Here is a 26,279-nt window from a genome sequence, read left to right on the forward strand (position 1 = left end):
GTTAAGCCCTCCAGAGCCGATGGTACTCCGCGGGAAACCGCGTGGGAGAGTAGGTCGCTGCCGGATTCTTTTTGAAAACCCCTGGTGCCGCAAGGCGCCAGGGGTTTTGTCTTTGCGGGCTTGTGTCACGGGGCTCCGGCGGACGCTTCTTCGTGGATTGATCCGACGGGATGCGAACGTACAGCCGCCTGGCTTTGAGGCTGGCCTGACCCTGGCTGCTTTGCTTGAGTGGCGCTCCTTCCCCCCTCTCTGGACAGGAGCCTCTCGCATGCATCTACTTCGAATCTACGCCGCTGGTCTGTTCGCGTTGGGGTTCCTGTTGGCGCCCGCGGAATCCAAGGCGCAGCAGTCCGGCGTCCGCCTGGGCGTGGGCGCGGACTATTGGGTCGACACCAGCGCCGCGTTCAACTTCACGCTGGGCGTTGAAGGGCATGTCGCGGGTCCACTCTTCGTGGGTGCCCGGTTCGGCGCGGTGCTCGTCACGGACGGCAACATCATCGGCGTTCCGTTGGACATCTCGCTTCGTGCGACGGTGGGCCGGAACGTCTACATCGAGGGTCTCGCTGGCCCGTGGATCTTCTTCAAGGGCGACACCTTCAAGGCCCATGCTGCGTTTGGCTTTGGCCTCCAGGGCAAGGCCGCGAGCATCGGCATCGAGGTGGGCTACCTCGAGCCGAATCCCATCATCGGCCTGCGGCTGGGCTACAAGTTCTGAGGTCCTGGCTCAGTAGTGCGGTGGCCGCTCCTGTTGGCGGGCGTCCACCAGGCCCGGCTCGGCGTCCAGCTTGCGCTTGAGCTGGTCCAGCTCCACTCGAAGCGCGTCGATGACGCGCCCCTGCTGGTAGAGCACGTCGCTCAGCTCCTGCAGCAGCTCCTGCTGCTGCGTGTAGCGGATTTCCAGCTCGACCAGGCGCTTGTCTTCCATTGCCGTCTTCTCCGCTTGGGGACCGTGCCCCATGAATACCCTTGAACACCTGCAGCGCGCGCACGAGCTGCTTGGACGCGGACAGCCCGAGCTGGCGGAGTCCGCGCTGAGTGATGCCATCGATGCGGCCGTGGCGGCGGAGGACCTGGTCCTCCTCACCCAGGCACGGTTCGCGCTGGGGGAGTTGCTCTTCCAGCAGGGTCGGGATGAAGAGGCAATCCCCTTCCTCCAGGCGGTGGTGCGCACCGAACGGGCCGACGGGTCCGTGGACTCGCCGGTCATCGCTGCGGCGCGGATGCTGCGCCAGATTCGGGGGCAGGAGCCGCGCTGAACTTCACGGCAGTCGGCACTGCTCCCGGATGGCGTCCATCCGCTGAGGGAAGCGCCGCTCCAGGTCCGTGCGCGTCTGACGTGCTCCCTCGAGCTTCCCCGCCTTCACCTGGAGGGTGCAGAGGGTGCCCAGCGCCCGCGTGTCGGACACGTCCAGGCGGTCCGCCTGACGAAGGGCCTCCTCGGCGGCGGTCTCGTTCCCCAGCTCGAACCAGGCGATGCCCAACTGGAAGTGGCCTTCCGTGAGCTTCGGGTCCTTCTGCACTGCCTGCTGCAACAGCCCCACGGCTTCGCGGCTCCGGCCATTCTTGGTCAGCACCAGCCCCTGTTCCACCAGGAGCCGGGCCGTGGGGACCTTGCCCTCCAGGGAGGTGAAGACCTTCAGGGCGTCCTCGGGCTTGCCCATCCGGCTGAGCAGCCGGCCGTAGCGCATGCCGATGAGGGGATCGCCTGGAGTGTGGCTGTACGCTCGGGACAGGGCCTCCGTTGCTCCCCCGACGTCGCCCTTCGCCTCGCTCAGGTCCGCCCGGAGCAGCTCCGGCCGTGGGTCCGCCGGCGCGAGCTTCCGCGCCTTTTCGAGCGACTGGTCCACGCAGCGCGACATCCGCTCCCTGTCGCAGATGCGCGCGAGCAGGAGTTGGGTCTCCAGGGCGTTCGGGTCCCTCCGCTCGGCTTCCAGGGCCAGGTCGTGCGCTTCCGCGGGGGCTCCTTCTCGCAGGAGCTCGGCCGCCTCGCGCAGGTCCGCCGCCGTTGCCTTGTCGTTGTGCTTCAGGGGCACCAGGAACCGCAGGCGGCCCTCCACGTTCTCCGTGGCCCTCGCGATGGCCAGTTCCTGCTCGGGCATGTCGCGGGGCAGGAACAGGGGAATGACGTGGATGGCGAGCGCCGCCCCGCAGACCCAGATGACGCCCCGGAGACCCTGGTTCCGGCGTCGGCCGCTTCGCTCCTCCGGTTCGTTCGCTGGGTCGCTCATGGGGCGTTTCTAGACGGCCCGGAGGTGTGGGCGCAGCCCCGACGGCAGTTCCAGCTCGCAGCTCCAGCAGAGTTCGAAGTTGGCGGGGTTCTCCTCGCCACAGCGTGGACACGTCACAGAACGGCTGGCGGCTTCCTGGTTGGCCTGGAGCTCCGCGAGGACCTGGCGCCCGGCTTCCAGTTCCTGCGGCCACACCCACAGTTCCACCCAGGCCTCGGTGCTGGGAATCTCTCCGCTCAGCGGGACCAGGGACTCGCCGCGGATGTCGACCGAGAGCCCGGCCAATTCCAGGGCCCCCGCCAGCATCCGTGCCTCTCCAACCGTGCGGTGCACGGAGAACTGCACGCGCTTCATGCTTCTTGTCTGTCAGAACCGGGCCTCCAGGGCAACCGGCCCCGGCTGCTCCCCTGCTGTGCCCCGGGCGACGCGGCCCTCACGGACCGTACGGCCTCCGTCATTCATCGTGACGGAGCTGGTGGGGGAGGACGGCGTGGGCGTGGCGAGGGGCTCGCGCGTGGAGCTCCGCCGACAGCAGGGCGTCCAGCTCCGCGAGCAGGCGATCATACCCGCCTCCCTTCGCGGGCAGCCGCTCGGTGGCGAGCCTCAACCGGGGCGTCTCCTCGTCCTCGAAGGCCAGGGTCACCGCCAGGAGGTCCGGGCTTCCTGCTTGGGGCGCGAGGGCGGCGGGTTCGGGCTCCTGCTGCAGGGGTTCCAGCAACGGGGCCAGGCGACGGATCTCCTCTGGCGTCAGGTCCCGCTCCACCACCGGTTCGCCCTGCTCCAGGACTCGCAGGTGCTTGAGGCCTTCCACTCGCAGCGCCTGCGCCCCGGTGTTCGTCTGGCCACTGCGCTCGTAGGTCACGGTCTTCACGCGCCGCACCTCCCCGGGGTCAAGGAGTAGGCATTCGCATCCTCCCCGGCATCCGGAGGAGACCCTTACGAGCGCTCCCAGGCCGGGGAGGACAGGCCGAGCGACCGGTGCCGGACACTGAGCATCGCCCGCTGGGCCCCTGCGCTTCCCGGGGGCGTCTCCCTACCGTGCCTTCCGTCCGGGCGCCCATGTCCGGACACACGGAGGACGCCGCACGATGAGCAAGCACAAGACCCCGAGCCCGAATGATCAGCGCTCCAACACGAAGAACCCCGAGCGCCCGGAGCACAAGTCCGCCCAGGACAACCGCTCCAACCAGATGAACCCGAACCGTCCTCCGAACGCGCCGTCCCACATGCCCTCGCACGGCGGCGGCACGACGGGCGGGGACGATTCCTCGAAGCGCTGAGTGAAACGGGAGAGGCCGGCCGCGCGTTTGGGCCGGCCCCTCCGGGGGCGTTGTCCTAGCGGACGCGCGGCGAGCACTCGCCTTCGCCGCGGTAGTGACCCACGGTTCGCACGAGCGCCGTCACGAAGTCGCGCAGCGTCCGCACGCTGCCCGCGCCTCCCGTGCCGTACTGGTCCGAGGGCAGAGTCGTCAGGTTCACCAGGCCCAACTCATCCAGGGTGATTTCGCCATCCGGGCCGACCACGCCCGTGCTGTCCGCCGCGGCGATGGCGTCGAAGCGCATCTTCGCGTCCGGCGACTGGAGGTCGTCGAAGAACAAGTGGTCGCCGTGGATGGTGAGCTGCACCGTCTCCGTGCTGCCCTTGGGCACCGTGACGCCGTTGCCGATGTCCTCGTTCTCGCAGTGCTCGTAGAGGGTGTTGGTCGCGAAGCCCCAGTGGAAGCTCTTGGTCGCCGCACCCTTGGTGGCCGTGCCCTCGACGTAGACGGACCAGCCTTCGGTGTTCATCCGCGTCACGTCCTCCGCGTCCGCATTACCGGCGGTGGCGTTCGTGACGGGGGCGATGGCGTAGCTCACCTCATCCCATTCCTCGGCGGCCAGGTCGCTGAACTTCGCGACGTCCACGGGGCCCGGACGGTGCACGTCGTAGACCTTCGCGGCCGTCTGCTCGGCGGCGGTCTCTCCCTCGTGGTTGGCGACCTTCACCTCGCTCAGCTTCACGAGGAACTTGGTGTACTTCACCGTCCAGCCGTCCTCGAAGGCGCTGGCGGGGATCTCCTTTTCGATGAAGTCCTCCCCGTACGCGGTGAACGTCACGTTGCCTTGACCCGACGAGCAGGCGACCAGGCCCAGACACGACACACCCATCAGCCAATTCTTCATCACTGCACTGCTCCTTCCACCCACGTCACGACGTAGGCGCTGGTGTCTTCCACGCCGCGCACCAGGCCGTTCTGGGCCTGGCTGTTGGCGGGGAAGGTGGAAACGCCAGCCGCGTCAGGAAGCGACGCGGTGGCGAAGTCGATGCGGTCCATCCAAGTCCCCAGATCCACCGCGATGCGCACGAAGCCGGCCTCTTGCTGGAGGTCGCGCTCGAAGCGCACGCCTTCGATGGCCTTGGGCAGATCCACCGTCGCGTCGAAGCGCACCGTGGCTCCGGACGTGTGGGTCGCGGTGCCTCGCACGTGGGCCTGGTGGCCTCCGAGGACGTTCTGTGCGTCCGAAGCCGCCGTGGGCGTCGCGAGCGTCAGCTCCAGTGAGCCGTACGCACCGGTGACGGCGTTGGCGTCACCCAGGTTGCCGCCCGCGAGCAGATCCACGGTCCGGGTGTTCAACACCTCGCCCAGCGCGTCGCCCGGGACGTAGTGGCCGGGGTGCGCGTGCGCGGTGCCCCCGATGAGCGAGTACCAGTCGAAGCGGGGCAGGCGTTGCGACAGCAGCACGCGGCCCTCGAAGAAGCGCACCGAGCCCACGGAGAGCTGTGCGGCTTCGGGCGTCACCGTCCAGCCGTACTCGTTGTGGGCCGTGGGCGCTGTCGCCGTCATCGTCACGGCGAAGGTGCGGCGCTCCGCTTCGGTCTTGCCGCCGCAGCCCAGGCTCATCAGGGTCGCGGTCAGCGCCAGCGCTTGGAGCGGGGTGGGAATCGGGTTCATCACAGGTGGACCTCCAGGGTGAGCGAGGCCACGCGTGGTTCCCCCGCGGTGAAATGTCTGGCTGGAACGAGGCTCGGCTGGGTGGTGGGGTCGAAGCGCGAGCTGTAGACAAACTCGCCGTCGCGCCAGCGCGTGTTGAGCAGGTTCTTCACGTCGAGCCGCAGCGCGAGCGCTCCCCGGCGCAGCGCTGCCTGCACGTCCGCGAGGAACACGGTGTGGCTGTATTCGTCGTAGGGCAGGGGCCTGGGCCCGATGAGCGTGAGGCCCGTACCTAGCGACAGCACGGAGTCGATGCCGGGTAGCGGCTTCTCCCAACCGATGTCCGCTCGAGCGACCAGCGGCGCGAAGTAGGGGAGCTTCGCGTTTGTCTTCGTCACCGTCGCGTTCGCCACCGTGGCGCTCAGCGCGGCCGTGACGCCTTCGAGCGGACGCGCCTGCAGGGACGCGGAGATGCCCGTGCGCAGCGTCTCTCCCGTGAAGACGGTGGTGCCCACCGTGTGCTCGAAGAAGAAGTCGTCCGCTACCTGCGAGCCGAAGACGCTCGCCTGGAAGGACAGACGTTCTCCATCCCTCCTCGTGCCCAGTTCCGCGCCGTGCACGTTCACGAAGGGCGCCTGCTCTCCTTCCGCGAGGCTTCGCGCCTGCGGGGAACGGAAGCCGTCTCCGTAGCTGGCGAAGAGGGCCCAGGTGTCCGTGAGCGCGTATTCGACGCCGGCCTTCGCGCCCCAGTGCACCCCGAAGGCGCTGCGCGAGTAGCCCTGTCCGTCGTAGTAGCGCGGGTCTCGGAAGGCGAGCGTGTCGAAGACCTCCACGCCCAGCGCGTCCGCGCGGCCTCCCAGCCGGAAGGCCCAGCGGCCCAGTGGGAGCCTGGCTTCGGCGTAACCCCAGACGTCCGTCTGGGTGATGTTCGCGTCCACTTCTTCCGCGAAGAAGGTGCCGTCCGTCTCGCGGTAACGGCGTTGCGTCTGGTGGATGCCGTCGCGCCTTCCTCCCAGGCCCAGCTCCAACGCTACGGGGCGGTCGAAGAGCGTGACCTGGCGGCGGTGCTCGGCTCGCAGGCCCAGGGTGGAGCCGTCGTGGGTCTGCTCCAGGCCGTCGCCCCGGTCGTCCACCCGGTAGCCCGTGAAGTTGTTGCGCAGGCGCAGGTCCGAGAGGATTCCAAAGGCCTCCAGGCGCGTGCGCGCGGTGCCCTCGCGCGGGAGGTCCACGCCGATGAGCAGCTGGTGCCTGGAGACCGTGCCTCCCTGACGGTCGAAGGAGCCGGAGTAGAAGGTGCGGCGCCCGGCTTCGAGGTCGTCCTCGCGCACCACTCCGGGGGAGTCGAAACGCGTGACGTAGCTTCCTCCCAGGATTCGCGCGCTCAGGCCGTGGCCCAGGTCCATGTTCGCCTGGGCGAGCAGGGTGGCCCGGCCGTAGCCTCGCTGGGGGCCGAAGCCGTCGCTCTCTCCGATTTCCGCCGCCGCGAAGGTTCCGGGGTCTTCGCCCGGGCGCACCGTCACGACGAGCCGGCGCATGTTGAACTGGCCCAGCGTGCCGGCGAACTCCACCCCCTTCTCGCGGGCGCCCAGGTCCATGCGCACCGTTCCCGCCACCGCGAAGTCCCCCTGGAACGCGCGGTAGGAGCCCTCCGTCACCTCCAGCGATTGGACGAGCTCCGGGATGATGAAGTTGGTGTCCGCGTAGCCGAGCGCGTGGATGTGGCTCACCTCGTTCACCGGCAGGCCTCCGACGTTCAGCTCCACGTCCTGGCCGTGGAGCGCGTCGAAGCCTCGGAGGAAGAGCTGCTGTGCCTTGCCCTCGCCGCTGTGTTGCGAGGCCACCAGGCCCGGGACCACGCGGAGCACGTCCGTCGCGTTCATTCGCGGTGCCGTGTCGAGGATGTCCCGGCCGATGGTGACCTCGGCGGCGCTCTGGGCCGGACGTGCCCCTCGCACCACCGTGGACCGCTGCTTCCCGGTGGCCTCCGTGAGCTGTTGTGTTTCGGGTTGCTGGTGTTCCGGCGTGGCTTCTGTCTCCACGTGACCGGTGACTTCCTGGCGCGGCTCTTCCTGTGCGGCGGGCACGGCCGAGGGAAGACTCGTCGAGAGCGTGGCGAACGCGATGAGCAACATGGTCACGGTGGGGACGACACGAGGAGACGACGGCACGTCCCCGGCTCGCGTCGGGACGCGTTCCGGAGCGTGCGGGTTGAAAGACAGACGGGGCTCGAGGACACACGCTCACGCAGGCCCGTGTCTGGCCTGGGCCAGACGGTCCGCATGCTCGCGAGTCATCCTTCCGGAAGTCCGACGGGGGCTATGGGCCCTGCGGCATCGCCGCGGACCGCAACCGCTGACCCGGTGACCACTCCGGGCTTCGCTCCGGCTCCACGCGCCAGGACACCCAGCGCAACTTCGGCGGCACGAACACCGTCCAGCTCGCCGCCACCGCCAGCAGGTGCTCCACCGAGCCTGTCAGGTGCTGGTGGCCGTGGCCCTGCTTCGCTCCTTCCGGCGTGCCCTGTTCGGACTCCGTCGGACACGCGGCCCGGGTCGCGTCACATGCGGCCTGGGTTCGGTGGACGTGGGTGCTGACGCCGTGTTCGTGGCGCCCCAGGCCTCCGCCGTGTCCCACCACCGCGTGCAGCACCGGCGCCACCGCGAGCCCGTACACCAGGACCCACAGTCCCAGGAACGCCAGGTCTCGTCGGTCTCGGGTATCCCACACGGCGGTTCGGGGTGCGGCGGCGGAGCGTCCAGGACGGGGGAGGTGAGGCGGCTGCCTGCCTATCCGTCCTCCCCACGACACGCAAGGCGGCCTCCGCCGCCCGCTGCCAGACAGTTCCTTGCCGCCCAGTCCCATGACCCCGTGGACCGCTTGACGCATTGCATCGGAATCCGCTGCGGCCACAGACTTCCCGTCATAGACTCGTCACGTGCGTTCCGAATCCGCCGTTCTTCGTTCCCTGCCTGCCTCTACCGAGGTTCCCGCCCCGCCCTCGCGCGCCGACCGTCTGCGTGCGCTGGGGAGTGAGTCGTTCGACCTGCTCGTCATTGGCGGCGGGGTGACGGGGGCGGGTGCTGCTCGGGACGCGGCGCTGCGGGGCCTGAAGGTGGCCCTGGTGGAGCGCGAGGACTTCGCCAGCGGGACGTCCAGCCGCTCGTCGCGCCTCATCCACGGTGGCCTGCGCTACCTGGAGCATGGCCACCTGGGGCTCGTCTTCGAGTCGAGCATCGAGCGGCGCCGCCTGCTCCACCTGGCGCCTCACCTGGTGCGCCCGCTGGCCTTCATCTGGCCCGTCTACGAAGGGGCTCGTGTGCCGCGCTGGAAGCTCAACGCGGGCCTGATGCTGTACGACGCCCTGTCCCTGTTCCGGAACGTGAAGGCGTATCAGCGCCTGTCGCTCAAGCAGTTGGTGGAGGCCGAGCCCGGCATCCGCTCCGAGGGGCTCAAGGGTGGGGCCCGCTACTACGACGCGGCCACCGACGATGCTCGCCTCACGCTGGCCAACGCGCTGGGCGCGAGCGAGGCCGGCGCGGTGGTGCTCAACCACGCCTCCGTGAAGCGGCTGGTGCTGGAGGACGGCAAGGTGAAGGGCGCGGTGGTGGTGGATCACCTCACCGGCCTGGAGCACACCGTGCACGCTCGCGCCGTCGTCAACGCGACCGGGCCCTGGAGCGATGAGATCCGCCGGCTGGATTCGTCGCAGCAGGAGCGCACGGGGCCCGCGGTGCGCGGCAGCAAGGGCGTGCACATCGCGGTGCCCCGCTCTCGGCTGAACATCGGGGATGCGCTCACGCTCCTGTCGCCCGTGGATGGCCGCGTGATGTTCATCCTGCCCGCGGATGCGTTCACCCTCATCGGCACGACGGAGACCGCCACCCGCGCCCATCCGGCCGAGGTGCGCGCGAGCGAGGCGGACGTGGCCTACCTGCTCTCCTCCGCCAACGCCTTCTTCCCCGAGGCGAACCTCACCCGTCAGGACATGGTCAGCGCCTGGGCCGGCATCCGCCCGCTCGCGGCGAGCGGCTACCACGGCAACAGCGACGCGGGCAGCGCCAGCCGCGAGCACTCCATCGACGTGAGCCCGTCCGGCGTGCTGGCCATCAGCGGCGGCAAGCTCACCACCTTCCGGGTCATGGCCCGCGATGTGGTCAACGCCGTGGAGCGCCACCTGTCCCGCCCGCACAAGAAGCCCGTCACCCACGAGCAGCCCCTGCCGGGCGGCGACATCCTCAAGCTGGACGCGGAGCTCGCGGCGGCGAAGCAGGAGGTGGGGGATGCCGCCACGGGCGAACACCTGGTTCGCGCGTACGGCAGCCGCTGGCACGCGGTGTGGGCGCTCACTCGCGAGTCGCCCGCGCTGGCCGAGCCGCTGGTGGAGGGCCTGCCCTACCGCCGCGCCGAGGCCGCCTGGGGCGTGTCCCACGAGATGGTCCAGACGCTGGCGGACCTGCTCATCCGCCGCCTCAAGGTCGCGTTCGAGACGCGCGACCAGGGCCGCGCCGCCGCTGTCCGCGCTGCGGAGGTGATGGCGCCTCTCCTGGGCTGGGACACCGCGGAGACCGAGCGTCAGCTGGCGGCCTATGCCGTGGATGCCCAGCGCATCTTCGGCGTGGATCCTTCCGACGCCTGACGTCCTGCCAGGTGGCCGGGCACGGTGCGTCATGCCGGGCCGGAGGTCCTGCCGCGAGCGAGGCGCTCCCCACGAGCGTTGAGCGCCTCACGATGGACTGGCACCGGATGGCCGTCGGGCGCACGACAGCCGCCCGAGCAGTCGTGCTGCGTCCATGCTTAAATCGTCTGGGGAACGGGAAGCAGGGTCGGCCCGTTCTTCCCGGCCCCCTTTTCGGGGGCGGCAGGTCACGGCGCGGTAATCCACGTTGGCCGGGCGAAGGAGATACACCCCATGAAGCGTTGGCTTTGGCTTGGGCTCGGGTTGTCCGGACTGGTGGCGAGCGGCTGTGGCAGCGACCCCGAACCCATCGATGTCCTGCCCCAGGCGTGTCCTGGCACCGCGGAGGTGTCGCTGCCGAAGCCGGGCGTCTCCCCGCTGAGCACGGACACGGCGCCGGACGGCGTCATCATCACCTACAAGTCGAAGGTGTCCGCGAGCGCGCTGGCAGCTTCGGCGGACATCGCGGCGGCCGTGGAGCGCGAGGGCGGCACGGTGAAGCGCCGCATCCCGAACATGAACGTGGTGTCCGCCCGGCTGTCGCCGGAGGCCATCTCCGCGCTGAAGCTCCACCCGGACGTGCTCTCCGTGACGCCCAACCGCCGCGTGCGCGCGCTGGGGCTGCCCACGCCCCCGCCGCTGGCGTCGTGGCAGGGCGCGTACAGCACGCAGGGGTCGGTGGGCGAGTACACCGAAGGGCTGAAGCTGATCCAGGTCCCTCAGCTGTGGGACGCGAACAACGACGGCGTCATCGACCCCGGCGCGCCCACGGGCGAGGGCGTGAAGGTGTGCGTCATCGACAGCGGCTGGGACAGCAAGCACCCGGAGCTGAAGGCGGCGTTCGTCATGGGCAAGGACTTCGTCGACGACGATGACGACCCGTCCGACCAGAGCGTGTCCCAGGGCGTGGTGAAGGTGGGCGGCGGCCACGGCACGCACGTGTCCGCGACCATCCTGGCGCAGTTCGGCGCGGGCTCCGGCGCTCGCGTGGCGCCCGGGGAGGAGCCGAACGGCGTGGTGGGCGTGGCGCCGGGCGCGTCGCTGCTCGTCGCGCGCGTGCTGGACACGGACGGCGGCGGCCGCACGGACGACGTCATCGCGGCGGTGGACTGGTGCCATTCGCAAGGGGCGCGGATTGCCTCGCTGTCGCTGGGCGCGCCGGATCCGTCCGAGACCGAGCAGCTCATGTTCGAGAAGGTCTGGGAGAACGGCAACGGCATGCTGTCCGTCGCGGCCAGCGGCAATGACGGCAAGCGCGGCATCGCGTATCCGGCCGCGTACCTGCCGTCGGTGATGGCGGTGGGCGCGGTGGACCTGCAGGGCGAGTACGCGCCCTTCTCGCAGTTCGGCCAGGAGCTGTCCGTGGTGGGGCCCGGCGTGAACGTGCTGAGCGCCACGGTGCTGGGGGCGGCGTCGCTGTCCTCGGTGACCGCGGCGTCGGCGCCCGTCACCTCGTCGCCGCTCACGTACACCGCGCAGGGCACGTACACGGGCCGGCTGGTCAACTGCGGCCTGGGCGCGGACCGCGCGGCGTGCGGTGAGACCGCCACCTGCGACGGCTTCGTCGCGTACGTGGACCGCGGCGACCTGTTCTTCGAGGAGAAGGCGCGCAACGTCATCCAGGCCGGCGCCCGCGCGGTCATCATCGGCAACAACGTGGCGGACGACGCGGAGGGCACCTTCACGCTGGGCTCCTCGAACTCGCACTGGGTGCCCACGGTGTCGGTGTCCATGGCGGCCGGCGCGTCCCTCAAGAAGCTGCTGGGCCAGGATGTGACGGTGTCCATCACCGGCCTGGACTACCAGCGCGAGTCGGGCACCTCCATGGCCACCCCGCACGTGTCGGGCGTCGCCGCGCTGGTGTTCAGCGCCCGGCCGGACCTGAGCGCCGCGCACGTGCGCGCGGTGCTGGAGAAGACGGCGAAGGACGACAAGACGACGCCGGGCAAGGACGAGAAGTACGGTTATGGCCTGGTGCAGGCGGCCAAGGCCGTGGAGCTGGCGCGCACGCTGCCCCAAGGCGGCGGCCCGCTCCCGCTGCCGTAACCGCGCGCCTTCGCGCCCGTGGGCCTGACGCCCCCGCGTCCCTTCGTGGGACCGGGGGCGTTTCCTTTTCCCGAGCAGGCGCCGGGTCGTGGGTTGGCAGCCCGGGCGGGCAGGCGACCGCAAGTCCTCCGGGCGGGTGGTTCGCGCCGCGTGCGCGTGCACCTTCCCACGAAGGGAGGCACGCGGCGCATGAGGCGAGACACCTGGCTGGGATTGGGGATCGCGGGGCTGGCCTGCCTGCTGATGTGCGCCGGGACTCCATCCGGCGGCATGGAGGATGACGCGGCGTCCGAGGAGACCCCTGCTCCCGCGGGTGCGCGAGTCATCACGCCGCGGACTCCCGCGGCCACGCCGCAAGCTCCGGCGCCCGTGCCGCAACAGCAGCCCGGGACGGGCGGCTCCGGGACGAACACGCAGGCCCCCGCTGGGACGGCTCCTGGGGCCGCGCCCGCCCAGGGCACCGGGGCTGGGTCGGATCCGAACAGCCCCAGCGCGGAGCCGAACCCGGAGGGGCAGACGACTCCGCCCAACCCGGGCCCGGAGACGAACTCGGGCACGGGGGGGACGGGCAACACGGGGACGGGGGCTCCCTCCACGGCGAAGCCCTCCGCTCCTGGCGCCTCGCAGGGCGTCGCGGTGGTGGACGCCATCTACCGGGGAAAGGTGCGCTCGGTGTCCGACACGGTGGTCGTCATCGACAACGATGGCTCACGCCTGCCGCTGGAGATCAGCACCCAGACGCGCGTCGTCCGCGACGGTGAGGACATCGGTGTGACGGAGCTCAAGGAGGGCGAGCGTGTGCGCGCCACCGTGAACCTGGTGGGCCGGAGCCACACGCGGGAGATCGCCGTGCTGACCGGCGCCGAGGCCCGACGCGACGCCGAGACTCAACGCCGCCGGTAGCCCGCGGCCCCTCCGTCAGCCGCATGGCCCCGTCAGCGTCTCCCGGACGATGACGGTCTACAACCGATACCGAACCCTGTTGCACAAGTTGGCCCTCGTCCGCGCCTGCGCGCCCGGCGGGGATTCACCCGAAGCGGATGCGCTGCTCGACACGATGGACGAGGTCTGGGCCGCCCTGTCCGACGGCGAGCGCGCCGCCATGGAGCGCGAACGCGCCCGGTTGGCCTTGTCCGTGGACATGCGCGCCGTGTCCGCGTGAGGCCTTCGCGTCACTCCCGCACGGACCCTATGGGCGCGCTCGTGGGCCCATGGGGAAGGTGCGAGGACGGCCGTGACGGCGGCAGTTCCCGGCGCTGACGCTGCCGCCACACCGCCCGCGTGTAGTCCACCACCGACGCCAGCGACAGCAGCGCGACGAGCGCGACGAGCGGCCGCACCAGCGGCGGGTAGAGCAGGACGCACAGCAACACCGCGAGCTGCAACGTCGTGACGACCTTGCCCAGCATCCGCGCCTTGAGCTCGACGGCCCGCATGTCCGGCCGCACCCTGGCGACGATGAAGCCGATGGCCGTGCCGATGTCCCGCAGGAGCAGCAGCGTCAGCTCCACGGGGTCGATGAGCCCGTCCAGCAGACACACGATGAAGGCCGTCACCATGAAGGCGCGGTCCGCCACCGGGTCGATGAGCGCTCCCAGGCGCGTGGCCAGTCCCCGGTGCCGGGCAATCCAACCGTCCAGGAAGTCCGTCGCCGCGGCCAGCACCACCAGGAAGGCCCTCATGCGCAGGTCCGACACCGCGATGAACACCGCGGCGAGCGGCAGTCGCGACAGGGACAGCGTATTGAGCAGCACGAGGCTTGCCCGACGGTGCATGGCTTTCAAAAGGTAGTGCTCGGCCCCCGGGGCGCACCTGCCCGGCATGGCGAGCGTCCAGCGAAGAACTCCTCTGGTGCCCTCGTGGATCCACGCCCGACGAAAGGACCCCGCGGCCCGCGTACGGTGTCCCAGGGCATGGCCCGGGATTTTCCCCGGCCTCTGTCCTCCTGGAGTCCGCCTCTTGAACGCGATGGGACCCTTCCGCCCCCTGCTGGCACTGGCCACCCTGCTCACCGTCGCGCTGCCGCTGGCGAGCTGTGAAGCGGCCGGACGGGCGAAGGTCGCGACCCGTGCCCCCACTGCGGAGGAGCGGACGCGCTACCCGTGGCTGCCAGCCTCCGCCCAGGTGCGCTCGCTGGAGGAGACCTTCGCGCCTCCGGAGGGCTACACGCGCATGCCCCTGGAGGCGGGCTCCTTTGGCGCCTGGTTGCGCGGCCTGCCCCTGCGCTCAGATGGCTCCCCCGTGCGCGACTTCCAGGGCAATACCGTGCTGGCGGCCTCCGACTCCCGGCTGGCGGCGGTGGGGGAGCTGGACGTGGGCACCGCGAACCTCCAGCAGTGCGCGGACTCCATCCTGCGCCTTCACGCGGAGTGGCGCTGGGCGTCCGGCCAGTCGGAGCGCATCGCCTACCGCTTCACCAGCGGCCACCTGGCGTCCTGGCCCAGGTACGCGGCCGGGGAGCGGGCGCGCGTCTCCGGCTCGAAGGTGACGTGGGTGCCGGGGAGCGCGGCGGCGGACAGCTCGCGGGCGGCCTTCCGCAACTACCTGAACCTGCTCTTCACCTACGCGGGCACCCTGTCCATCCAGACGGAGGGCGCCCGTCCCACGCGGGAGCAGCTGCGCCCCGGGGACTTCTTCGTCCTGGGCGGCAGCCCCGGCCACACGGTGCTCGTGCTGGACGTGGCCACCAACGCGAAGGGTGAACGGATGGCGCTCGTGGGCCAGGGCTTCACCCCCGCGCAGGACTTCCACGTCCTGGCGGGAAGGGACGGGGCCTGGTTCCCGCTGGAAGGGGAGAGCCTGGCGACGCCCTTCTGGGCGCCGTTCCCCATGACGTCCCTGCGACGACTGCCCTCGCCCTGATCGGACTGGAAACCTGAAGCACCAACGAGGTGCAGCCTGGGGGACGGGCGCCCTCCTGGTGGGTCTCCTGGCGGACGGGAAGGCGTGAAACGGGCAACTCCCGAGGGTTCTTCTGGAATCGACGGGAGGCAGGAGGCAGGTTGCGGCGTGGAGTGTTGTCCTGCCGTCAACGAGCGACACACCGAAGCCGGGCCCGTCCCCCGCCGTGTGCCCGTCAGCCTAAAGGGAAGAGGAGCCCGTCCCCCGAGCCTCCACCATGTCCTCCGCCGCCGCATCCGTGCCCGCGTCTTCTCCCAGGGCCAGCATCCTCATTGTCGACGACACGCCCGGGCACCTCCTGGCGCTGGAGGGCATCCTCACGCCCCTGGGGCAGCGGCTGGTGCGCGCCACCTCCGGACGCGAGGCCCTGCGGCGCGTGCTGGACGAGGACTTCGCCGCCGTCCTGATGGACATGAACCTGGGCGACATGACGGGCGTGGAGGTGCTGGGCCTCCTGCGCGAGCGCGAGCGCAGCCGGCGCACGCCCGTGCTGCTGATGACCGCGGGCGATGGCGACGAGAAGGAGTGGCTGGCGGCGTACGCGCACGGCGCGGTGGACTACCTGCGCAAGCCGCTGCGGCCTGAAATCCTCCTGGCGAAGGTGTCCATGTTCGTGGAGCTGCACCTGGCGCGCGAAGCCGTGCAGCGGCGCGAGGAGTCGCTGCGCGAGCGCGAGCGCGACGCCCTGGAGGCCGTCCACCGCGAGCGGCTGCACGCCTTCTTCATGCAGGCCCCGGTGGGCATCTCCATCACGCGCGGGCCGGACTTCGTCTTCGAGCTGGCGAACCCCTACTACGAGCTGCTGGTGGGCCGCCGGGTGACGCCGGGTCAGGCGCTGACGGACGTGTTCCCGGAGATGGCCTCGCAGCCGGAGGTCATGGAGGTGCTGCGCGGGGTGGTGCGCACGAAGCAGCCCTTCGTGCGGCCGGAGTTCGAGGTGAAGCTGGTGCGCGACGGCCAGCCGGACTCCGTCTTCTTCAACGTCATCTACCACCCGATGGTGGAGGTGGACGGCACCGCGTCCGGCATCATCACCCTGGCCACCGACGTGACGGAGTTCGTGCGCGCGCGCCGGCACACGGAGGCGCTCGCGCAGGATTTGCGAAAGCAGCAGGCCGCGCTGGCGGACAGCGAGCAGCGCCTGCGCCTGGCGCTGACGGCCACGGCGCTGGGCACCTTCGACATGGACCTGGCGACGAACGAGCTCAGGTGGGACGCGCGCTGCAAGGCGCTCTTCGGCCTGCCGCCCGATTCGGAGTCGTCCTACGAGTTGTTCCTCGCGGGCCTGCACGTGGAGGACCGGGACGCCGTGCAGCGCGCGATCGCGCTCAGCTGGGACCCCACCGGCAAGGGCGACTACGACGTGGCCTACCGCACCGTGGGGTTGAAGGACGGCGTGGAGCGCTGGGTGCGCGCCACGGGCCGCACGCACTTCCAGGACGGCAAGCCGGTGCGCTTCGTGGGCACCGTGCAGGACATCACCGCTCGCAAGCGCGCCGACGCGGAGCGGACCCGTCTGATGGCGGGCGAATTGCGCCGCACCGAGCAGCTTCGCGGCCTGTCGCGCGCGAGCCTGGCGCTCAACGCGGCGGGCAGCGTGCCGGCCATCCTGGAGCTCGTGACGCTCAAGGCGCGCAAGCTGATTGGCGCGAACCAGTCCTTCGTGCAGGTGGCGGACGGACGGGGCGCGCCGACGCTCGGCTCGCTGTCCGCGGTGGAGCATGATCCGCAGGCGCCCGGCGCCGCCCAGGTGGGCGTGGACGAGCGCGGACTCTTCGCCCGGGTGTGCCAGGAGAACCGGCCGCTGCGCCTGACGCGCGCGGAGTTGCGTCAGCACGCGGCCTACTCGGAAGCGCCCCCCGCGCCGCCCCCCGCACTGCCCCTGAAGGGCTTCCTCGCCGTGCCGCTGGTGGGCCACGACGGCCGCAACCTGGGCCTGATGCAGGTGTCCGACAAGCTGGAGGGCGACTTCGACGCGGAGGACGAGACCATCGCCGTGCAGCTGGCGCAGATGGCCAGCGTGGCGCTGGAGAACGCGCGCCTGTACGAGACGGCGCAGGCGGAGCGGCGCAACCTGTTCGCGGTGCTCAAGCAGCTGCCCGCCGCCATCACCGTGCTGCGTGGGCCGGAGCTCGTCTTCGAGATGGCCAACGACCTGCGCCTGAAGCTCACCGGCTCCCGGCCGCTCCTGGGGCTGACCGTGCGCCAGGCGCTGCCGGAGCTGAACGGCCAGGGGCAGGTGGCCCAGTTGGAGGAGGTCTACCGCACCGGCGAGACCTACCGCGGCCACGAGGTGCCCATGCGCCTGGGCCGTGACGTGGGGCAGGACGCGCCCGAGGGCTACTTCAACCTCACCTTCCAGCCGCTGCGCAACGCGGAGGGCAAGGTGGACGGCATCGTGTCCGTGTCCTGGGAGGTGACGGAGCAGGTGCTGGCGCGCCGGCGCATCGAGGCGCTGGCCGCGGAGCTGAAGGAGCGCGAGCAGCAGTTCCGCACGCTGGCGGACTCCATCCCGCAGCTGTCGTGGATGGCGGAGCCGGAGGGGCGCCTCTTCTGGTTCAACCAGCGCTGGTACGACTACACCGGGACGTCGCCCTCGCAGGTGGGGGAGAAGGACTGGAGCGAGCTGATCGACCCGGAGGACGCCGGGCGCGTGCTGGAGCGCTTCAACGCGGCCCTGCGCGAGGGGACGCTGTGGGAGGACCAGTTCCGCCTGCGCCGCGCGGACGGCAGCTACCGCTGGTTCCTGTCGCGCGCCAGGCCCGTGCGGGACGGCGAGGGGCGCATCGTCCGCTGGTTCGGCACCAACACGGACATCGACGACGAGCGCCGCACGCTGGAGAGCCTCAAGCAGGCGGAGGAGGAGATCCGCCACCTGAACACGGGCCTGGAGAAGCGCGTGCGCGAGCGCACCGCCCAGCTCCAGGAGGCGAACAAGGAGCTGGAGTCCTTCAGCTACTCCGTGTCGCACGACCTGCGCGCGCCGCTTCGGCACATCACCGGCTTCGCGCAGTTGCTGGAGCGGCGGGCGGGCGCGAAGCTGGACGACGTGGCGAAGGGCTACCTCTCCACCATCGCGGGCGCGGCGAAGCAGGGCGGAACGCTGGTGGATGACCTGCTCGCGTTCAGCCGCATGGGACGGGCGGAGCTGCGCCAGTCGCGGGTGGACCTGGGCCAGCTGGTGGAGGAGGCCCGGCGCGACCTGATGCCGGAGGCCACCGGGCGGCAGGTGGAGTGGCGGGTGGGAAGCCTGCCCACAGTGGAGGGCGACCCGTCGCTCCTGCGGCAGGTCATCCACAACCTGTTGGCGAACGCGCTGAAGTATACCCGCCCCAAGCCGGAGACCCTCATCGAGGTGGGAGCACGCGAGACGGAAGGCGAGGTCGCGGTGTGGGTGCGCGACAACGGCGTGGGCTTCGAGATGCAGTACGTGGATAAGTTGTTCGGCGTCTTCCAGCGCCTGCACACGGCCGAGGAGTTCGAGGGCACCGGTATCGGGCTCGCGAACGTGCGGCGCATCGTGTCTCGCCATGGAGGACGGACCTGGGCGGAGGGCGCCGTGGGGCAGGGCGCGTCCTTCACCTTCACCCTGCCCCGCGCTTCTCCCGTGGAGAAGAAAGTCGAGACGCACGCGTGATTGACCTCAAGCGGATCCTCCTGGTGGAAGACAGCGCCAACGACGTGGCGCTCACCCTGGCGGCGCTGGAAGAGGTGCACCTGGCCAACGAGGTGGTGGTGGTGCGCGACGGACAGCAAGCGCTGGACTACCTCTTCCGCAAGGGCGAGTACGCGAACCGGCAGGACGGCCACCCGGCGGTGGTGCTGTTGGATTTGAAGCTGCCGAAGGTGGATGGGCTGGAGGTGCTGGAGAAGGTGAAGGGCGCCCCGGAGCTGAAGGCGGTGCCGGTGGTGATGCTCACCTCGTCGCGCGAGGAGCGGGACCTGGCGCGCAGCTACGGCCTGGGCGTGAACGCCTACGTGGTGAAGCCCGTGGCCTTCCCTGACTTCGTGTCCGCGCTGCGCGAGCTGGGGCTGTTCTGGGCGGTGGTGAACCAGCCGCCTCCGGGCTCTCCCGGTACGACTGGAGCCCCCAAGTGAACGCACGCGGCGGTGCCGCGCTGGACCTGACGACTCTGCCATCGGCGGAGCGGCCCCTGTCCATCCTCTTGCTGGAGGACAGCCCGCTGGACGCGCAGTTGGTGGCCGCGCAGTTGGAGGAGGGCGGGCTGCCTTCGACGCTGGAGTGCGTGCAGGGGCGGGCGGCCTTCGTCGCGGCGCTGGAGAAGGGGAAGTTCGACCTCATCCTGTCGGACTACAACGTGCCGGGCTTCGACGGGATGAGCGCGCTGGAGGCGGCGAAGGCCGTGTGTCCGGACACGCCGTTCCTCTTCGTGTCCGGGGCGCTGGGCGAGGACCGCGCCATCGAGCTGCTCAAGCGCGGCGCCACGGACTACGTGCTGAAGGACCGGCTGGAGCGGCTGGGTCCCAGCGTGCGGCGGGCGCTGCGCGAGGCGGAAGGGGTGCGGCTGCGCAAGCGCACGGAGGAGGCGCTGCGCCGCTCCGAGGAGCGCTACCAGCTGGTGGCGCACGCGAGCTTCGACGCCATCTGGGACCTGGATCTCCAGACGGACACGATGCACTGGATTGGCGACGCGACGGAGGAGGTCTTCGGCTTCCCCCTGGAAGAGGTGGACGCGGACGCGGCGTGGTGGCGCCGGCATATCCACGGCGAGGACCGCGAGCGGGTGCTGTCAGGGCTGCAGCGGGCGTTCGATTCGGACGAAGACCGGTGGCAGGACGAGTACCGCGTGCTGCGCAAGGACGGGGAGTACGCGTACGTGGCGGCGCAGGGCTCCATCCTGCGCGGAGCGAGCGGGAAGGCGCGGCGCATCGTGGGCGCCATGCGCGACATCACGGAGCGGCGGCGGGCGGAGGAGGAGCGGCAGAAGCTGGTGCACGAGGCTCAGGCGCGGGTGGAGTTCGAGCAGCAGCTGATTGGCATTGTCAGCCACGACCTGCGCAACCCGCTGGGCGCCATCCTCACGGGCGCATCGCTGATGCTCCGGCGCGACGACATCCAGCCGTGGCACGCGAAGGCGGCGGCGCGCGTCCTGTCCGCGGCGGAGCGGGCCACGCGGATGATTCGCGACCTGTTGGACTTCACGCAGGCGCGTATGGGCGGCGGCATCCCGGTGCACGCGGCGCCGTGCGACTTCCATGCGCTCACGCTGCAGGTGGTGGAGGAGGCGCGCACGGCGCATCCGGAGCGCATCCTCCAGATGGAGCAGGTGGGGGACGGGCAGGGGGCGTGGGACTCCGACCGGATGGCGCAGGTGCTGTCCAACATCCTGGGCAACGCGCTGAAGTACAGCCCGGAGGACACGCCGGTGCGCGTGGAGAGCCGGGGCGAGCAGGACGCTGTCGTGGTGAACGTGCGCAATGGTGGGGACCCCATTCCCCCGGAGATGCTCCCGCGCATCTTCGAGCCGCTCCAGCGCGGCACGACGGCGGGGCGCTCCGAGCGCAGCATCGGGCTGGGGCTCTACATCGTCCGGCAGCTGGTGCTGGCGCACGGCGGGACGGTGGACGCGCGTTCGTCCGCGGCGGAGGGCACGGTGTTCACCGTGCGCCTGCCGCGGGTTCCGCCGAAGGAGCTGACCGTTCCGGCGCTGGAGTAGGGCGCCTCAGGGCAGGTCGGTTCCCCCGAGGAACAGCACTTCGTTGCAGCGCCGGATGCGCGCCCGGGTGCGGAGGCCTCCACGCCAGAGGCCGTACTTCTTCAGGGACTGGAGCCCGTACATCGAACACGTGGGCGTGTAGATGCACTGCCGCTTCCAACGGTGGGGCACCGCGTGGCGGTACAGCAGGACCAGCCCCACCGCGACCAGGCACAGCGGGTTGAGCCACCAGGGCAGGCGGGTGGGCTGGGGCGAGGGTGCGGCCTGGAGCTCGCGGGCCTCCTCGGGGAAGAGGGCGAGGGCGGAGTAGGGGTTGCCTTCCCAGGGCGGAGGGCCCGGGCTCATTCCTGCTTCGTCCGCTCGAAGACGCACACCAGCCAGGAGCCCGTCGCGGTGCCACAGCCCTTGGTCGCGGTGACGGCGCGGTATTCGCTGGAGTGCAGCTTCCAGCCCTGCGCGGCGTAGTTGTTGAGGAACTTCGCGAAGTCGCCGCAGCGCTTGGGGTTCCAGCCCGGGTCCGTGGAGGTGCAGCCGGGGGCGGGCGGGACAAAGGCATCCACGTGATACTCGTACATCCAGGGCTCCTTCGGGGTGTCTGGGATTGGCGGCGGATGCTGGCTCAGGCCGGCCGCGTGGCAAGAATTCATGCTTCAACCCATTGCGTGGGTTTGGCCATACCCCGTGCGTGGGATGGCTCGGACCTCGACGGGCCGGCAGGCTCGCGTGGGACGCCGCGTATGGGGTTCGCGTGCCTGCCTGGAGGACGGACAAGGAGGGGCCGCTCCAGCAGGGGTCCGCCGCCGGTTAGGATGCGGGGCTGGCCTCATCGTGGAGGATGGACGCATGTCGAAGCCGCTGGAAGTCGTGAACGCCGTGCTGAACGCGGGCTTCGATGGCCTGGGGCCGCTGTGCAGCGCGACGGGGCTGGCGGACGAGTACCTGCGGGACACGCGCTACGCGGACCACGAGGCGCGCATCAATTCGCTCATCCACTGGGAGACGGGGAAGCTGTTCACCACGGGCTTCCTGTCCGGGCTGGGCGGCCTGCTCACCCTGCCGGTGTCGCTGCCCGCGGGCCTGGGTGTGTCGTGGATGGTGCAGGCGCGGCTGGTGGGTGCCATTGCTCGCATCCACGGGCATGACGTGGAGGAGGACCGCGTGCGGACCCTCACGCTGCTGGCCATCGTGGGGGACATTGGCAAGGAAGTGGTGAAGCAGGCCGGTATCGAAGTGAGCCAGCAGCTGGGCATGCGCGCGCTGGAGGCCGTGCCGATGCATGCGCTGAGCAGCATCAACCGCGCGGTGGGCTTCCGGCTGGTGAGCAAGGCGTCGCAGAAGGGCGTCGTGAACCTGTCGAAGGTGGTGCCGCTGGCCGGTGGGCTGGTGGGCGGCGCGGTGGATGCGCTCGCGTGCCGCGCGGTGGGGGCCACGGCCCGGCGGTTGTTCGCTCCAGGGCTTGGGGCCTTGGTGCCCGTGTCACCTGGATGACCGGGCGCGGGGCTTGTCGTTGACGGTGGGCCTTCGCGCTGGAGTCATCCGGGCGCATGGGTCGCCTCCTTGTCCTCCTCGTCGCGCTGGGTCTCGCTGTTGGAGGCTGCCGGCGCTCGTCCGAGGAGGCGGGCACGGGGGGCCGCACTCGCATCGTCTTCAAGTTCCAGCCGCTGTGGGGTGACCCGAAGCCGTTCCGTGAATTGCTGGCGCAGTACGAGCGCGCCAATCCGGACGTGGAGTTGGTGACGGAGGCGCTGCCGAACTCGTCGGACCTGGCGCACCAGTTCTTCCTCACGTCGTTGCAGGGCAAGGCCACGGACTTCGACGTGCTGGTGGCGGACGTCGTCTGGGTGCCGGAGTTCGCTCGCGCGGGCTGGGTGGCGGACCTGTCCGAGGACTTCCCTCCCGAGCGCCTGCGCCAGGAGTTCCTGCCCGGGCCGGTGGACGCCGTCGTGATGAACGGGCGCACGTACGCGGTGCCCTGGTACGTGGACGTGGGCGTCCTCTACTACCGCTCGGACCTGGTGCCTCGCGCGCCGCGCACCTACGAGGAGCTGCGGCGCTTCACTCGCGACGCGATGGCGAAGACGCCCGGCATCCAGGGCTACGTGTGGCAGGGCCGGCAGTACGAGGGCCTGACCTGCAACGTGTACGAGGCCATCTGGGGCCACGGCGGGCAATCCCTGGGCGAGGACGGGCGCGTGCTCCTGGAGACGGAGGCCGCGCGCGAGGCGCTGGCGTACCTGCATGGGCTCATCGCGGACGGGTTGTCTCCTCCCACGGTCACGGGCTTTGGCGAGGAGGAGTCGCGGCGCGTGTTCCAGGAGGGCCGCGCGGTGTTCATGCGCAACTGGCCCTATGCGTGGAGCGAGGCGCAGGCGGAGGGCTCTCCCATCCGGGGCAAGGTGGGCATCGCGCCGCTGCCGACGAAGGATGGACAGCCGGGGTGGGGGACGCTGGGCGGGTGGCAGCTCGCGGTGAACGCGCATGTTTCGCCCGCGCGGCGCAAGGCTGCGGCCCGGCTCATCGCTCACCTGACGTCGCCGGAGGCGAACCGCGTGCTGGCGCTGCACTACGCGCGCAACCCGCCACGGATGGCCCTGTATGACGACCCGGAGCTGCGCGCGGCGGAGCCGTTCATCGCGAGCCTGAAGGAGGCGCTGGTGCGGGCGCGCCCCCGGCCGGTGACGCCGTACTACCTGCTCATCGCGGACGTGCTGCAGAGCGAGTTCTCCGCCGCCGTGACGGGCCTGCGGACTCCGGAGGTGGCGCTCACTCGGGCGCAGAAGCAGGTGGATCACCTGACCGGTGAGCAGCCTCCGGAGGCGGAATGAGGGGCGCGGGTTCGCAGGCTCGGGAGCGGCGGCAGGCATACCTGCTGGTGGCGCCCGCGGTGGTGGTGCTGGCCGTGGTGGCGCTGTACCCGGTGCTGGCGGCGATATGGCTGAGCCTGCACCGGTACATCCTGGTGTTCGGCGAGCGGCGCTTCACGGGGCTGGAGAACTACGCCTACCTGATGGGGGACGTTCGCTTCTGGTCCGCGCTGGGGAACACGGCGTACTTCACGGCGGTGGCGGTGACGGTGGAGTTGCTGCTCGCGGTGCCGTTGGCGCTGCTGCTCAACCGCGCGTTCCCGGGGCGGGGCTTGTTGCGTGCGTCGGTGCTGGTGCCGTGGGCGATTCCCACGGTGGTGAGCGCTCGGCTGTGGGCGTGGATGTTCAACCCGGACTACGGGCTCATCAACCGGCTGCTGGGTGGGGCGGAGATCAACTGGCTGGGGGCGCCGGGGTATGCGTTGCACGCGGCCATCCTGGTGGACGTGTGGAAGACGACGCCCTTCGTGGCGCTGCTGGTGCTGGCGGGGCTGCAGGGGATTCCGGAGGACCTCTACAAGGCGGCGCGCGTGGACGGGGCGTCGGGGTGGCGGCAGTTCCGGTCCATCACGATGCCCTTGCTGAAGCCCGCGCTGCTGTTGGCGGTGCTGTTCCGGTCGCTGGACGCGTTCCGTGTGTTCGACGCCATCTACGTGCTGACGGAGGGCGGACCGGCGAACACGACGGAGACGCTGAGCATCTACGCGTACAAGACGCTGATGCGCTCCGGGGACTTCGGGTACGGCAGCACGCTGTCGGTGGCGACGTTCCTGTGCGTGGTGTTGCTGGCGGTGGTGTGGCTGCGCTGGCTGGGGCGCGAGGAGGGGCGGCGATGAAGCGGCCGGGGCTGGGCACGGCGCTGGCCGTGGTGGCGTTCCTCACGTTCTTCCTGGGGCCGTTCCTGTGGCAGGTGCTCACGAGCCTGTGGCCGGACGGCGAGCTTACCCGGCCGTGGCCGTCGCACCTGACGGGGGCGAACTACGAGAGTGTGTTGTTCGGGCGGCCGTTCCTGTGGGCGGTGTTGAACTCGCTGGTGGTGGCGACGCTGACGACGGTGTTCTGCCTCACGGTGGGCGCGTCCGCGGCGTTCGCGCTGGCGAAGCTGGAGTTCCGGGGGAGGGGACTGCTGTTGTCCGCGGCGCTGGGCGTGTCGATGTTCCCGCCCATCGCGACGGTGAGCCCGCTGTACCTCATCCTCAACGCGGTGGGGCTGAGGGACAGCCTGGTGGGTCTGGCGTTGCCGTACACGACGTTCGCGCTGCCACTGACGCTGTGGGTGCTGACATCGTTCTTCCGCCAGCTGCCGGACGAGCTGTACCGGGCGGCGCGGGTGGATGGGTGCACGCCGGTGGGTGCGTTCCGAAGGGTGCTGTTGCCCCTGGCTGCGCCGGGTCTGGCGACGACGGCCATCCTGGTCTTCATCTTCGCGTGGAACGAGTTCCTCTACGCGCTGACGTTCCTGTCCACGCCGGAGAAGCGCACGGTGCCGGTGGCCATCAGCCTCTTCGCCAGTGAGTACAAGGAACCGTGGGGGGAAATTGCCGCCGCGTCGGTGGTGGCCACGTTGCCGCTGGTGGTGCTCACGGTGCTGTTCCAGCGGCGCATCGTGTCCGGGCTCACGGCCGGCGCGGTGAAGGAGTAGGCGCGGGCCTACGGGCGGCTTCGCGCGCGGGGCAGCCAGTAGTCAGGCCGGCGACGCAGGTGCGCGATGGCGAGCACCACCACGTCCTCGTCGCGCACGAGGTACGGCAGGGCAAAGGGGTACTCCCGAAGCAGGAAGCGACGGATGGGCGGCGTGTGAAGGAGGCCCGGCCAGAGAGGCCAGCGGTCTGGGTGCGCGTGGATGTGGTTCTTCGCTTGTTCCACGGCCAGGATGAAGGCGTCGCCAAGGCCCTCTCGCCGGTTCTCGTGCCACGTGTCGATGTCGCGCAGCTCCGGCTCGGCGTCGGGATGCAGTCGAATACGCATGAGCGTGGAGCCCCCCTAGCGCCGCCGCCGCTGCTCCATTCGCTCCTTCATTTTCTTCAGCACGTCGTCGAAATCGACGAGCTCCACCGTGCCGTCGAGGACTTCCTGGGCGCGGCGGCTGATTTCATCCCCCCAGGCCTGCTCTACGTCCTCCGGAGGGCCGTCCCCCAGGCTGTCGAGCAGCTCATGGGCGAGCCGGGCCCGATCCTCTGGAGCGAGGCGCAGTGCCTGGGCTAGCAGCTCATCTCGGGTCGCCATCTTCCTCATTGTAGCTCCTCCTTGAGTTACGCGCTCGTGGGGTGGAGGAGCCTTCCTACCTGGAGGGTCTGACAGCTAACGGCCTACCGCTTCGACCTCCGCCCACAGGCGCTTGCCCTCAAGGGCCGTATCCAGCGGTGCCCGTCGCTCCGAGATGCGCAGGAGCACGGCGGCCAGTTGATCCAGGTGCATGGGCTTCAGGTGGTGCAGCAGCGGCAGCTTGCCCAGCGTGTGCAGGATGCCGGGTGGCGCGTGATATTCGCCCTCCAGCGCGGGTGGGCGAACCATCGTGTAGGGGATGCCGCTCTCCCTGACGATGCGCTCCGCTTCCGCCTTGGCCTTGAGGTACGCGCCCACCGGGCTTCCCGCTCCCACCGACGTGAGCAGCACGAAGTGGTCCACCCCCGCCGCCTTCGCCGCGTCCACCAGTTGCCGCGTGGTGCCGATGTCGCTCGACTCGTAGGTGTCCCCCAACGCGAAGCGCTTGCGCATCGTGCCGATGAGCTGGAGCACCGTCGTGCTGCCCTTCATCGCCTCCGCCAGCGCGGGCCCGTCCGCCAGCTCCAGCACCGCCTTCTTCGGCCAGTGGTTCGCGGGCTCCGTGTTCGCGCTCTTGGGGCGCACGTGCGGCGTCACGGAGACGCCCTGGGCCAGGGCCTGCCGCATCAGCGTGCGGCCCGTCGCGCCCGTGGCGCCCGCGACGAAGAGATGACGAGGAGCTGCGCTGCTCATGGCGATGCCTCCCGGGC

29 protein-coding genes and 1 rRNA gene are annotated in these 26,279 nt (G+C 70.4%); 16 read left to right on the plus strand and 14 right to left on the minus strand.

The genetic code is table 11. From position 1 onward, the window contains the following. Positions 1-66, plus strand: a 5S ribosomal RNA gene (rrf, locus tag GTZ93_RS43495); the annotation flags it as partial. Positions 67-268: 202 nt separating this feature from the next. After that, positions 269-715, plus strand: a complete 447-nt coding sequence (locus GTZ93_RS41715; protein ID WP_139922853.1) for a hypothetical protein — start codon at positions 269-271, stop codon at positions 713-715. A 9-nt stretch (positions 716-724) separates the two neighbouring features. On the opposite strand, the gene GTZ93_RS41720 is transcribed toward GTZ93_RS41715, so the two are convergent. Beyond that, entirely contained in the window at positions 725-925 is a 201-nt protein-coding gene (locus tag GTZ93_RS41720; protein WP_139922855.1) for a SlyX family protein, read from the minus strand. Positions 926-956: 31 nt separating this feature from the next. On the opposite strand from GTZ93_RS41720, the gene GTZ93_RS41725 reads away from it, so the two are divergent. Next, complete coding sequence (locus GTZ93_RS41725) at positions 957-1,256, plus strand: hypothetical protein (protein WP_139922857.1); 300 nt, start codon at positions 957-959, stop codon at positions 1,254-1,256. A gap of 3 nt (positions 1,257-1,259) precedes the next feature. On the opposite strand, the gene GTZ93_RS41730 is transcribed toward GTZ93_RS41725, so the two are convergent. The 3 genes from GTZ93_RS41730 to GTZ93_RS41740 all read right to left on the minus strand — a co-directional run bounded on the left by GTZ93_RS41730 (position 1,260) and on the right by GTZ93_RS41740 (position 3,099). Beyond that, positions 1,260-2,228, minus strand: a complete 969-nt coding sequence (locus GTZ93_RS41730; protein ID WP_120579290.1) for a tetratricopeptide repeat protein — start codon at positions 2,226-2,228, stop codon at positions 1,260-1,262. Between the two features lie 9 nt (positions 2,229-2,237). After that, positions 2,238-2,582: a DUF7577 domain-containing protein gene (locus GTZ93_RS41735; protein ID WP_139922859.1), complete on the minus strand. Its 345-nt coding sequence runs from the start codon at positions 2,580-2,582 to the stop codon at positions 2,238-2,240. A 100-nt stretch (positions 2,583-2,682) separates the two neighbouring features. Next, the gene (locus GTZ93_RS41740; RefSeq protein ID WP_139922861.1) at positions 2,683-3,099 is read right to left on the minus strand and encodes a hypothetical protein; all 417 of its coding nucleotides are present in this window, start codon (positions 3,097-3,099) and stop codon (positions 2,683-2,685) included. A gap of 217 nt (positions 3,100-3,316) precedes the next feature. Here GTZ93_RS41740 and GTZ93_RS41745 point away from each other — a divergent pair, with 217 nt between their 5' ends. Then, a complete protein-coding gene (locus GTZ93_RS41745) occupies positions 3,317-3,508 on the plus strand; it encodes a hypothetical protein (RefSeq protein WP_139922863.1) in 192 nt (63 codons plus the stop codon). A gap of 55 nt (positions 3,509-3,563) precedes the next feature. On the opposite strand, the gene GTZ93_RS41750 is transcribed toward GTZ93_RS41745, so the two are convergent. The 4 genes from GTZ93_RS41750 to GTZ93_RS41765 all read right to left on the minus strand — a co-directional run bounded on the left by GTZ93_RS41750 (position 3,564) and on the right by GTZ93_RS41765 (position 7,867). Next, positions 3,564-4,391, minus strand: a complete 828-nt coding sequence (locus GTZ93_RS41750; protein WP_139922865.1) for a hypothetical protein — start codon at positions 4,389-4,391, stop codon at positions 3,564-3,566. Then, positions 4,391-5,161 carry a hypothetical protein gene (locus GTZ93_RS41755; RefSeq protein WP_139922867.1) on the minus strand — a complete coding sequence of 257 codons (771 nt, stop codon included), beginning with the start codon at positions 5,159-5,161 and terminating at the stop codon, positions 4,391-4,393. Before GTZ93_RS41755 ends, GTZ93_RS41750 begins: the two co-directional genes overlap by 1 nt. Continuing rightward, positions 5,161-7,308: a TonB-dependent receptor gene (locus GTZ93_RS41760; RefSeq protein ID WP_139922868.1), complete on the minus strand. Its 2,148-nt coding sequence runs from the start codon at positions 7,306-7,308 to the stop codon at positions 5,161-5,163. Before GTZ93_RS41760 ends, GTZ93_RS41755 begins: the two co-directional genes overlap by 1 nt. Positions 7,309-7,456: 148 nt before the next feature. Next, positions 7,457-7,867 carry a hypothetical protein gene (locus GTZ93_RS41765; RefSeq protein ID WP_233597266.1) on the minus strand — a complete coding sequence of 137 codons (411 nt, stop codon included), beginning with the start codon at positions 7,865-7,867 and terminating at the stop codon, positions 7,457-7,459. Positions 7,868-8,075: 208 nt separating this feature from the next. Here GTZ93_RS41765 and glpD point away from each other — a divergent pair, with 208 nt between their 5' ends. The 4 genes from glpD to GTZ93_RS41785 all read left to right on the plus strand — a co-directional run bounded on the left by glpD (position 8,076) and on the right by GTZ93_RS41785 (position 13,023). After that, positions 8,076-9,776, plus strand: coding sequence for a glycerol-3-phosphate dehydrogenase (gene glpD / locus GTZ93_RS41770; RefSeq protein WP_161663368.1), 1,701 nt, complete (start codon positions 8,076-8,078; stop codon positions 9,774-9,776). 273 nt (positions 9,777-10,049) lie between these two features. Next, the gene (locus GTZ93_RS41775; protein WP_139923772.1) at positions 10,050-11,861 is read left to right on the plus strand and encodes a S8 family serine peptidase; all 1,812 of its coding nucleotides are present in this window, start codon (positions 10,050-10,052) and stop codon (positions 11,859-11,861) included. A gap of 189 nt (positions 11,862-12,050) precedes the next feature. Then, positions 12,051-12,764, plus strand: a complete 714-nt coding sequence (locus tag GTZ93_RS41780) for a hypothetical protein (protein WP_161663369.1) — start codon at positions 12,051-12,053, stop codon at positions 12,762-12,764. A gap of 49 nt (positions 12,765-12,813) precedes the next feature. Continuing rightward, positions 12,814-13,023 carry a hypothetical protein gene (locus tag GTZ93_RS41785; RefSeq protein WP_139922886.1) on the plus strand — a complete coding sequence of 70 codons (210 nt, stop codon included), beginning with the start codon at positions 12,814-12,816 and terminating at the stop codon, positions 13,021-13,023. 10 nt (positions 13,024-13,033) lie between these two features. Here GTZ93_RS41785 and GTZ93_RS41790 read toward each other — a convergent pair whose 3' ends face one another. After that, positions 13,034-13,636 carry a CDP-alcohol phosphatidyltransferase family protein gene (locus tag GTZ93_RS41790; RefSeq protein ID WP_139922884.1) on the minus strand — a complete coding sequence of 201 codons (603 nt, stop codon included), beginning with the start codon at positions 13,634-13,636 and terminating at the stop codon, positions 13,034-13,036. 193 nt (positions 13,637-13,829) lie between these two features. Here GTZ93_RS41790 and GTZ93_RS41795 point away from each other — a divergent pair, with 193 nt between their 5' ends. From GTZ93_RS41795 to GTZ93_RS41810, 4 genes are all read left to right on the plus strand, one after another. Further along, on the plus strand, positions 13,830-14,723 hold the full coding sequence (locus GTZ93_RS41795; RefSeq protein ID WP_139922888.1) for a DUF4846 domain-containing protein: 894 nt from the start codon (positions 13,830-13,832) through the stop codon (positions 14,721-14,723). Between the two features lie 256 nt (positions 14,724-14,979). Continuing rightward, a complete protein-coding gene (locus tag GTZ93_RS41800) occupies positions 14,980-18,399 on the plus strand; it encodes a PAS domain-containing protein (protein WP_139922882.1) in 3,420 nt (1,139 codons plus the stop codon). Continuing rightward, on the plus strand, positions 18,396-18,860 hold the full coding sequence (locus GTZ93_RS41805; protein ID WP_120579302.1) for a response regulator: 465 nt from the start codon (positions 18,396-18,398) through the stop codon (positions 18,858-18,860). Before GTZ93_RS41800 ends, GTZ93_RS41805 begins: the two co-directional genes overlap by 4 nt. Further along, positions 18,857-20,440 carry a hybrid sensor histidine kinase/response regulator gene (locus GTZ93_RS41810; RefSeq protein WP_139922880.1) on the plus strand — a complete coding sequence of 528 codons (1,584 nt, stop codon included), beginning with the start codon at positions 18,857-18,859 and terminating at the stop codon, positions 20,438-20,440. Before GTZ93_RS41805 ends, GTZ93_RS41810 begins: the two co-directional genes overlap by 4 nt. A 6-nt stretch (positions 20,441-20,446) precedes the next feature. Here GTZ93_RS41810 and yidD read toward each other — a convergent pair whose 3' ends face one another. After that, positions 20,447-20,785: a membrane protein insertion efficiency factor YidD gene (gene yidD, locus GTZ93_RS41815; protein ID WP_161663370.1), complete on the minus strand. Its 339-nt coding sequence runs from the start codon at positions 20,783-20,785 to the stop codon at positions 20,447-20,449. Then, positions 20,782-21,015 carry a DUF4177 domain-containing protein gene (locus tag GTZ93_RS41820; protein WP_161663371.1) on the minus strand — a complete coding sequence of 78 codons (234 nt, stop codon included), beginning with the start codon at positions 21,013-21,015 and terminating at the stop codon, positions 20,782-20,784. The genes yidD and GTZ93_RS41820 overlap by 4 nt, the downstream gene beginning before the upstream one ends. Before the next feature lie 268 nt (positions 21,016-21,283). On the opposite strand from GTZ93_RS41820, the gene GTZ93_RS41825 reads away from it, so the two are divergent. The 4 genes from GTZ93_RS41825 to GTZ93_RS41840 are packed head-to-tail and all read left to right on the plus strand — an operon-like array spanning position 21,284 to position 24,946. Further along, a complete protein-coding gene (locus GTZ93_RS41825) occupies positions 21,284-21,928 on the plus strand; it encodes an EcsC family protein (protein WP_161663372.1) in 645 nt (214 codons plus the stop codon). A gap of 56 nt (positions 21,929-21,984) precedes the next feature. After that, a complete protein-coding gene (locus GTZ93_RS41830) occupies positions 21,985-23,265 on the plus strand; it encodes an ABC transporter substrate-binding protein (protein ID WP_161663373.1) in 1,281 nt (426 codons plus the stop codon). Beyond that, on the plus strand, positions 23,262-24,140 hold the full coding sequence (locus tag GTZ93_RS41835; protein WP_139922213.1) for a carbohydrate ABC transporter permease: 879 nt from the start codon (positions 23,262-23,264) through the stop codon (positions 24,138-24,140). Before GTZ93_RS41830 ends, GTZ93_RS41835 begins: the two co-directional genes overlap by 4 nt. Then, a complete protein-coding gene (locus tag GTZ93_RS41840) occupies positions 24,137-24,946 on the plus strand; it encodes a carbohydrate ABC transporter permease (protein WP_014392992.1) in 810 nt (269 codons plus the stop codon). Before GTZ93_RS41835 ends, GTZ93_RS41840 begins: the two co-directional genes overlap by 4 nt. An 8-nt stretch (positions 24,947-24,954) precedes the next feature. Here the strand turns inward: GTZ93_RS41840 and GTZ93_RS41845 are convergent, their stop codons facing one another. From GTZ93_RS41845 to GTZ93_RS41855, 3 genes are all read right to left on the minus strand, one after another. Beyond that, positions 24,955-25,272, minus strand: coding sequence for a type II toxin-antitoxin system RelE/ParE family toxin (locus tag GTZ93_RS41845; RefSeq protein WP_139922215.1), 318 nt, complete (start codon positions 25,270-25,272; stop codon positions 24,955-24,957). A gap of 15 nt (positions 25,273-25,287) precedes the next feature. Further along, positions 25,288-25,530: an addiction module protein gene (locus GTZ93_RS41850; protein WP_257979455.1), complete on the minus strand. Its 243-nt coding sequence runs from the start codon at positions 25,528-25,530 to the stop codon at positions 25,288-25,290. Positions 25,531-25,605: 75 nt separating this feature from the next. After that, complete coding sequence (locus GTZ93_RS41855; RefSeq protein ID WP_139922218.1) at positions 25,606-26,262, minus strand: NAD(P)-binding oxidoreductase; 657 nt, start codon at positions 26,260-26,262, stop codon at positions 25,606-25,608. Positions 26,263-26,279 lie beyond the last annotated feature (17 nt).

Source organism: Corallococcus exiguus (assembly GCF_009909105.1).
Taxonomy (GTDB): domain Bacteria; phylum Myxococcota; class Myxococcia; order Myxococcales; family Myxococcaceae; genus Corallococcus; species Corallococcus exiguus.

Bases quoted from the DNA above. Each gene is read 5' to 3' on its own strand.
- GTZ93_RS41715 (WP_139922853.1), top strand. From the start codon at position 269: ATGCATCTACTTCGAATCTACGCCGCTGGTCTGTTCGCGTTGGGGTTC.
- GTZ93_RS41720 (WP_139922855.1), bottom strand. From the start codon at position 925: ATGGAAGACAAGCGCCTGGTCGAGCTGGAAATCCGCTACACGCAGCAG.
- GTZ93_RS41725 (WP_139922857.1), top strand. From the start codon at position 957: ATGAATACCCTTGAACACCTGCAGCGCGCGCACGAGCTGCTTGGACGC.
- GTZ93_RS41730 (WP_120579290.1), bottom strand. From the start codon at position 2,228: ATGAGCGACCCAGCGAACGAACCGGAGGAGCGAAGCGGCCGACGCCGG.
- GTZ93_RS41735 (WP_139922859.1), bottom strand. From the start codon at position 2,582: ATGAAGCGCGTGCAGTTCTCCGTGCACCGCACGGTTGGAGAGGCACGG.
- GTZ93_RS41745 (WP_139922863.1), top strand. From the start codon at position 3,317: ATGAGCAAGCACAAGACCCCGAGCCCGAATGATCAGCGCTCCAACACG.
- GTZ93_RS41750 (WP_139922865.1), bottom strand. From the start codon at position 4,391: ATGAAGAATTGGCTGATGGGTGTGTCGTGTCTGGGCCTGGTCGCCTGC.
- GTZ93_RS41755 (WP_139922867.1), bottom strand. From the start codon at position 5,161: ATGAACCCGATTCCCACCCCGCTCCAAGCGCTGGCGCTGACCGCGACC.
- GTZ93_RS41775 (WP_139923772.1), top strand. From the start codon at position 10,050: ATGAAGCGTTGGCTTTGGCTTGGGCTCGGGTTGTCCGGACTGGTGGCG.
- GTZ93_RS41780 (WP_161663369.1), top strand. From the start codon at position 12,051: ATGAGGCGAGACACCTGGCTGGGATTGGGGATCGCGGGGCTGGCCTGC.
- GTZ93_RS41785 (WP_139922886.1), top strand. From the start codon at position 12,814: ATGACGGTCTACAACCGATACCGAACCCTGTTGCACAAGTTGGCCCTC.
- GTZ93_RS41790 (WP_139922884.1), bottom strand. From the start codon at position 13,636: ATGCACCGTCGGGCAAGCCTCGTGCTGCTCAATACGCTGTCCCTGTCG.
- GTZ93_RS41795 (WP_139922888.1), top strand. From the start codon at position 13,830: ATGGGACCCTTCCGCCCCCTGCTGGCACTGGCCACCCTGCTCACCGTC.
- GTZ93_RS41800 (WP_139922882.1), top strand. From the start codon at position 14,980: ATGTCCTCCGCCGCCGCATCCGTGCCCGCGTCTTCTCCCAGGGCCAGC.
- yidD (WP_161663370.1), bottom strand. From the start codon at position 20,785: ATGAGCCCGGGCCCTCCGCCCTGGGAAGGCAACCCCTACTCCGCCCTC.
- GTZ93_RS41820 (WP_161663371.1), bottom strand. From the start codon at position 21,015: ATGTACGAGTATCACGTGGATGCCTTTGTCCCGCCCGCCCCCGGCTGC.
- GTZ93_RS41825 (WP_161663372.1), top strand. From the start codon at position 21,284: ATGTCGAAGCCGCTGGAAGTCGTGAACGCCGTGCTGAACGCGGGCTTC.
- GTZ93_RS41830 (WP_161663373.1), top strand. From the start codon at position 21,985: ATGGGTCGCCTCCTTGTCCTCCTCGTCGCGCTGGGTCTCGCTGTTGGA.
- GTZ93_RS41835 (WP_139922213.1), top strand. From the start codon at position 23,262: ATGAGGGGCGCGGGTTCGCAGGCTCGGGAGCGGCGGCAGGCATACCTG.
- GTZ93_RS41840 (WP_014392992.1), top strand. From the start codon at position 24,137: ATGAAGCGGCCGGGGCTGGGCACGGCGCTGGCCGTGGTGGCGTTCCTC.
- GTZ93_RS41845 (WP_139922215.1), bottom strand. From the start codon at position 25,272: ATGCGTATTCGACTGCATCCCGACGCCGAGCCGGAGCTGCGCGACATC.
- GTZ93_RS41850 (WP_257979455.1), bottom strand. From the start codon at position 25,530: ATGGCGACCCGAGATGAGCTGCTAGCCCAGGCACTGCGCCTCGCTCCA.
- GTZ93_RS41855 (WP_139922218.1), bottom strand. From the start codon at position 26,262: ATGAGCAGCGCAGCTCCTCGTCATCTCTTCGTCGCGGGCGCCACGGGC.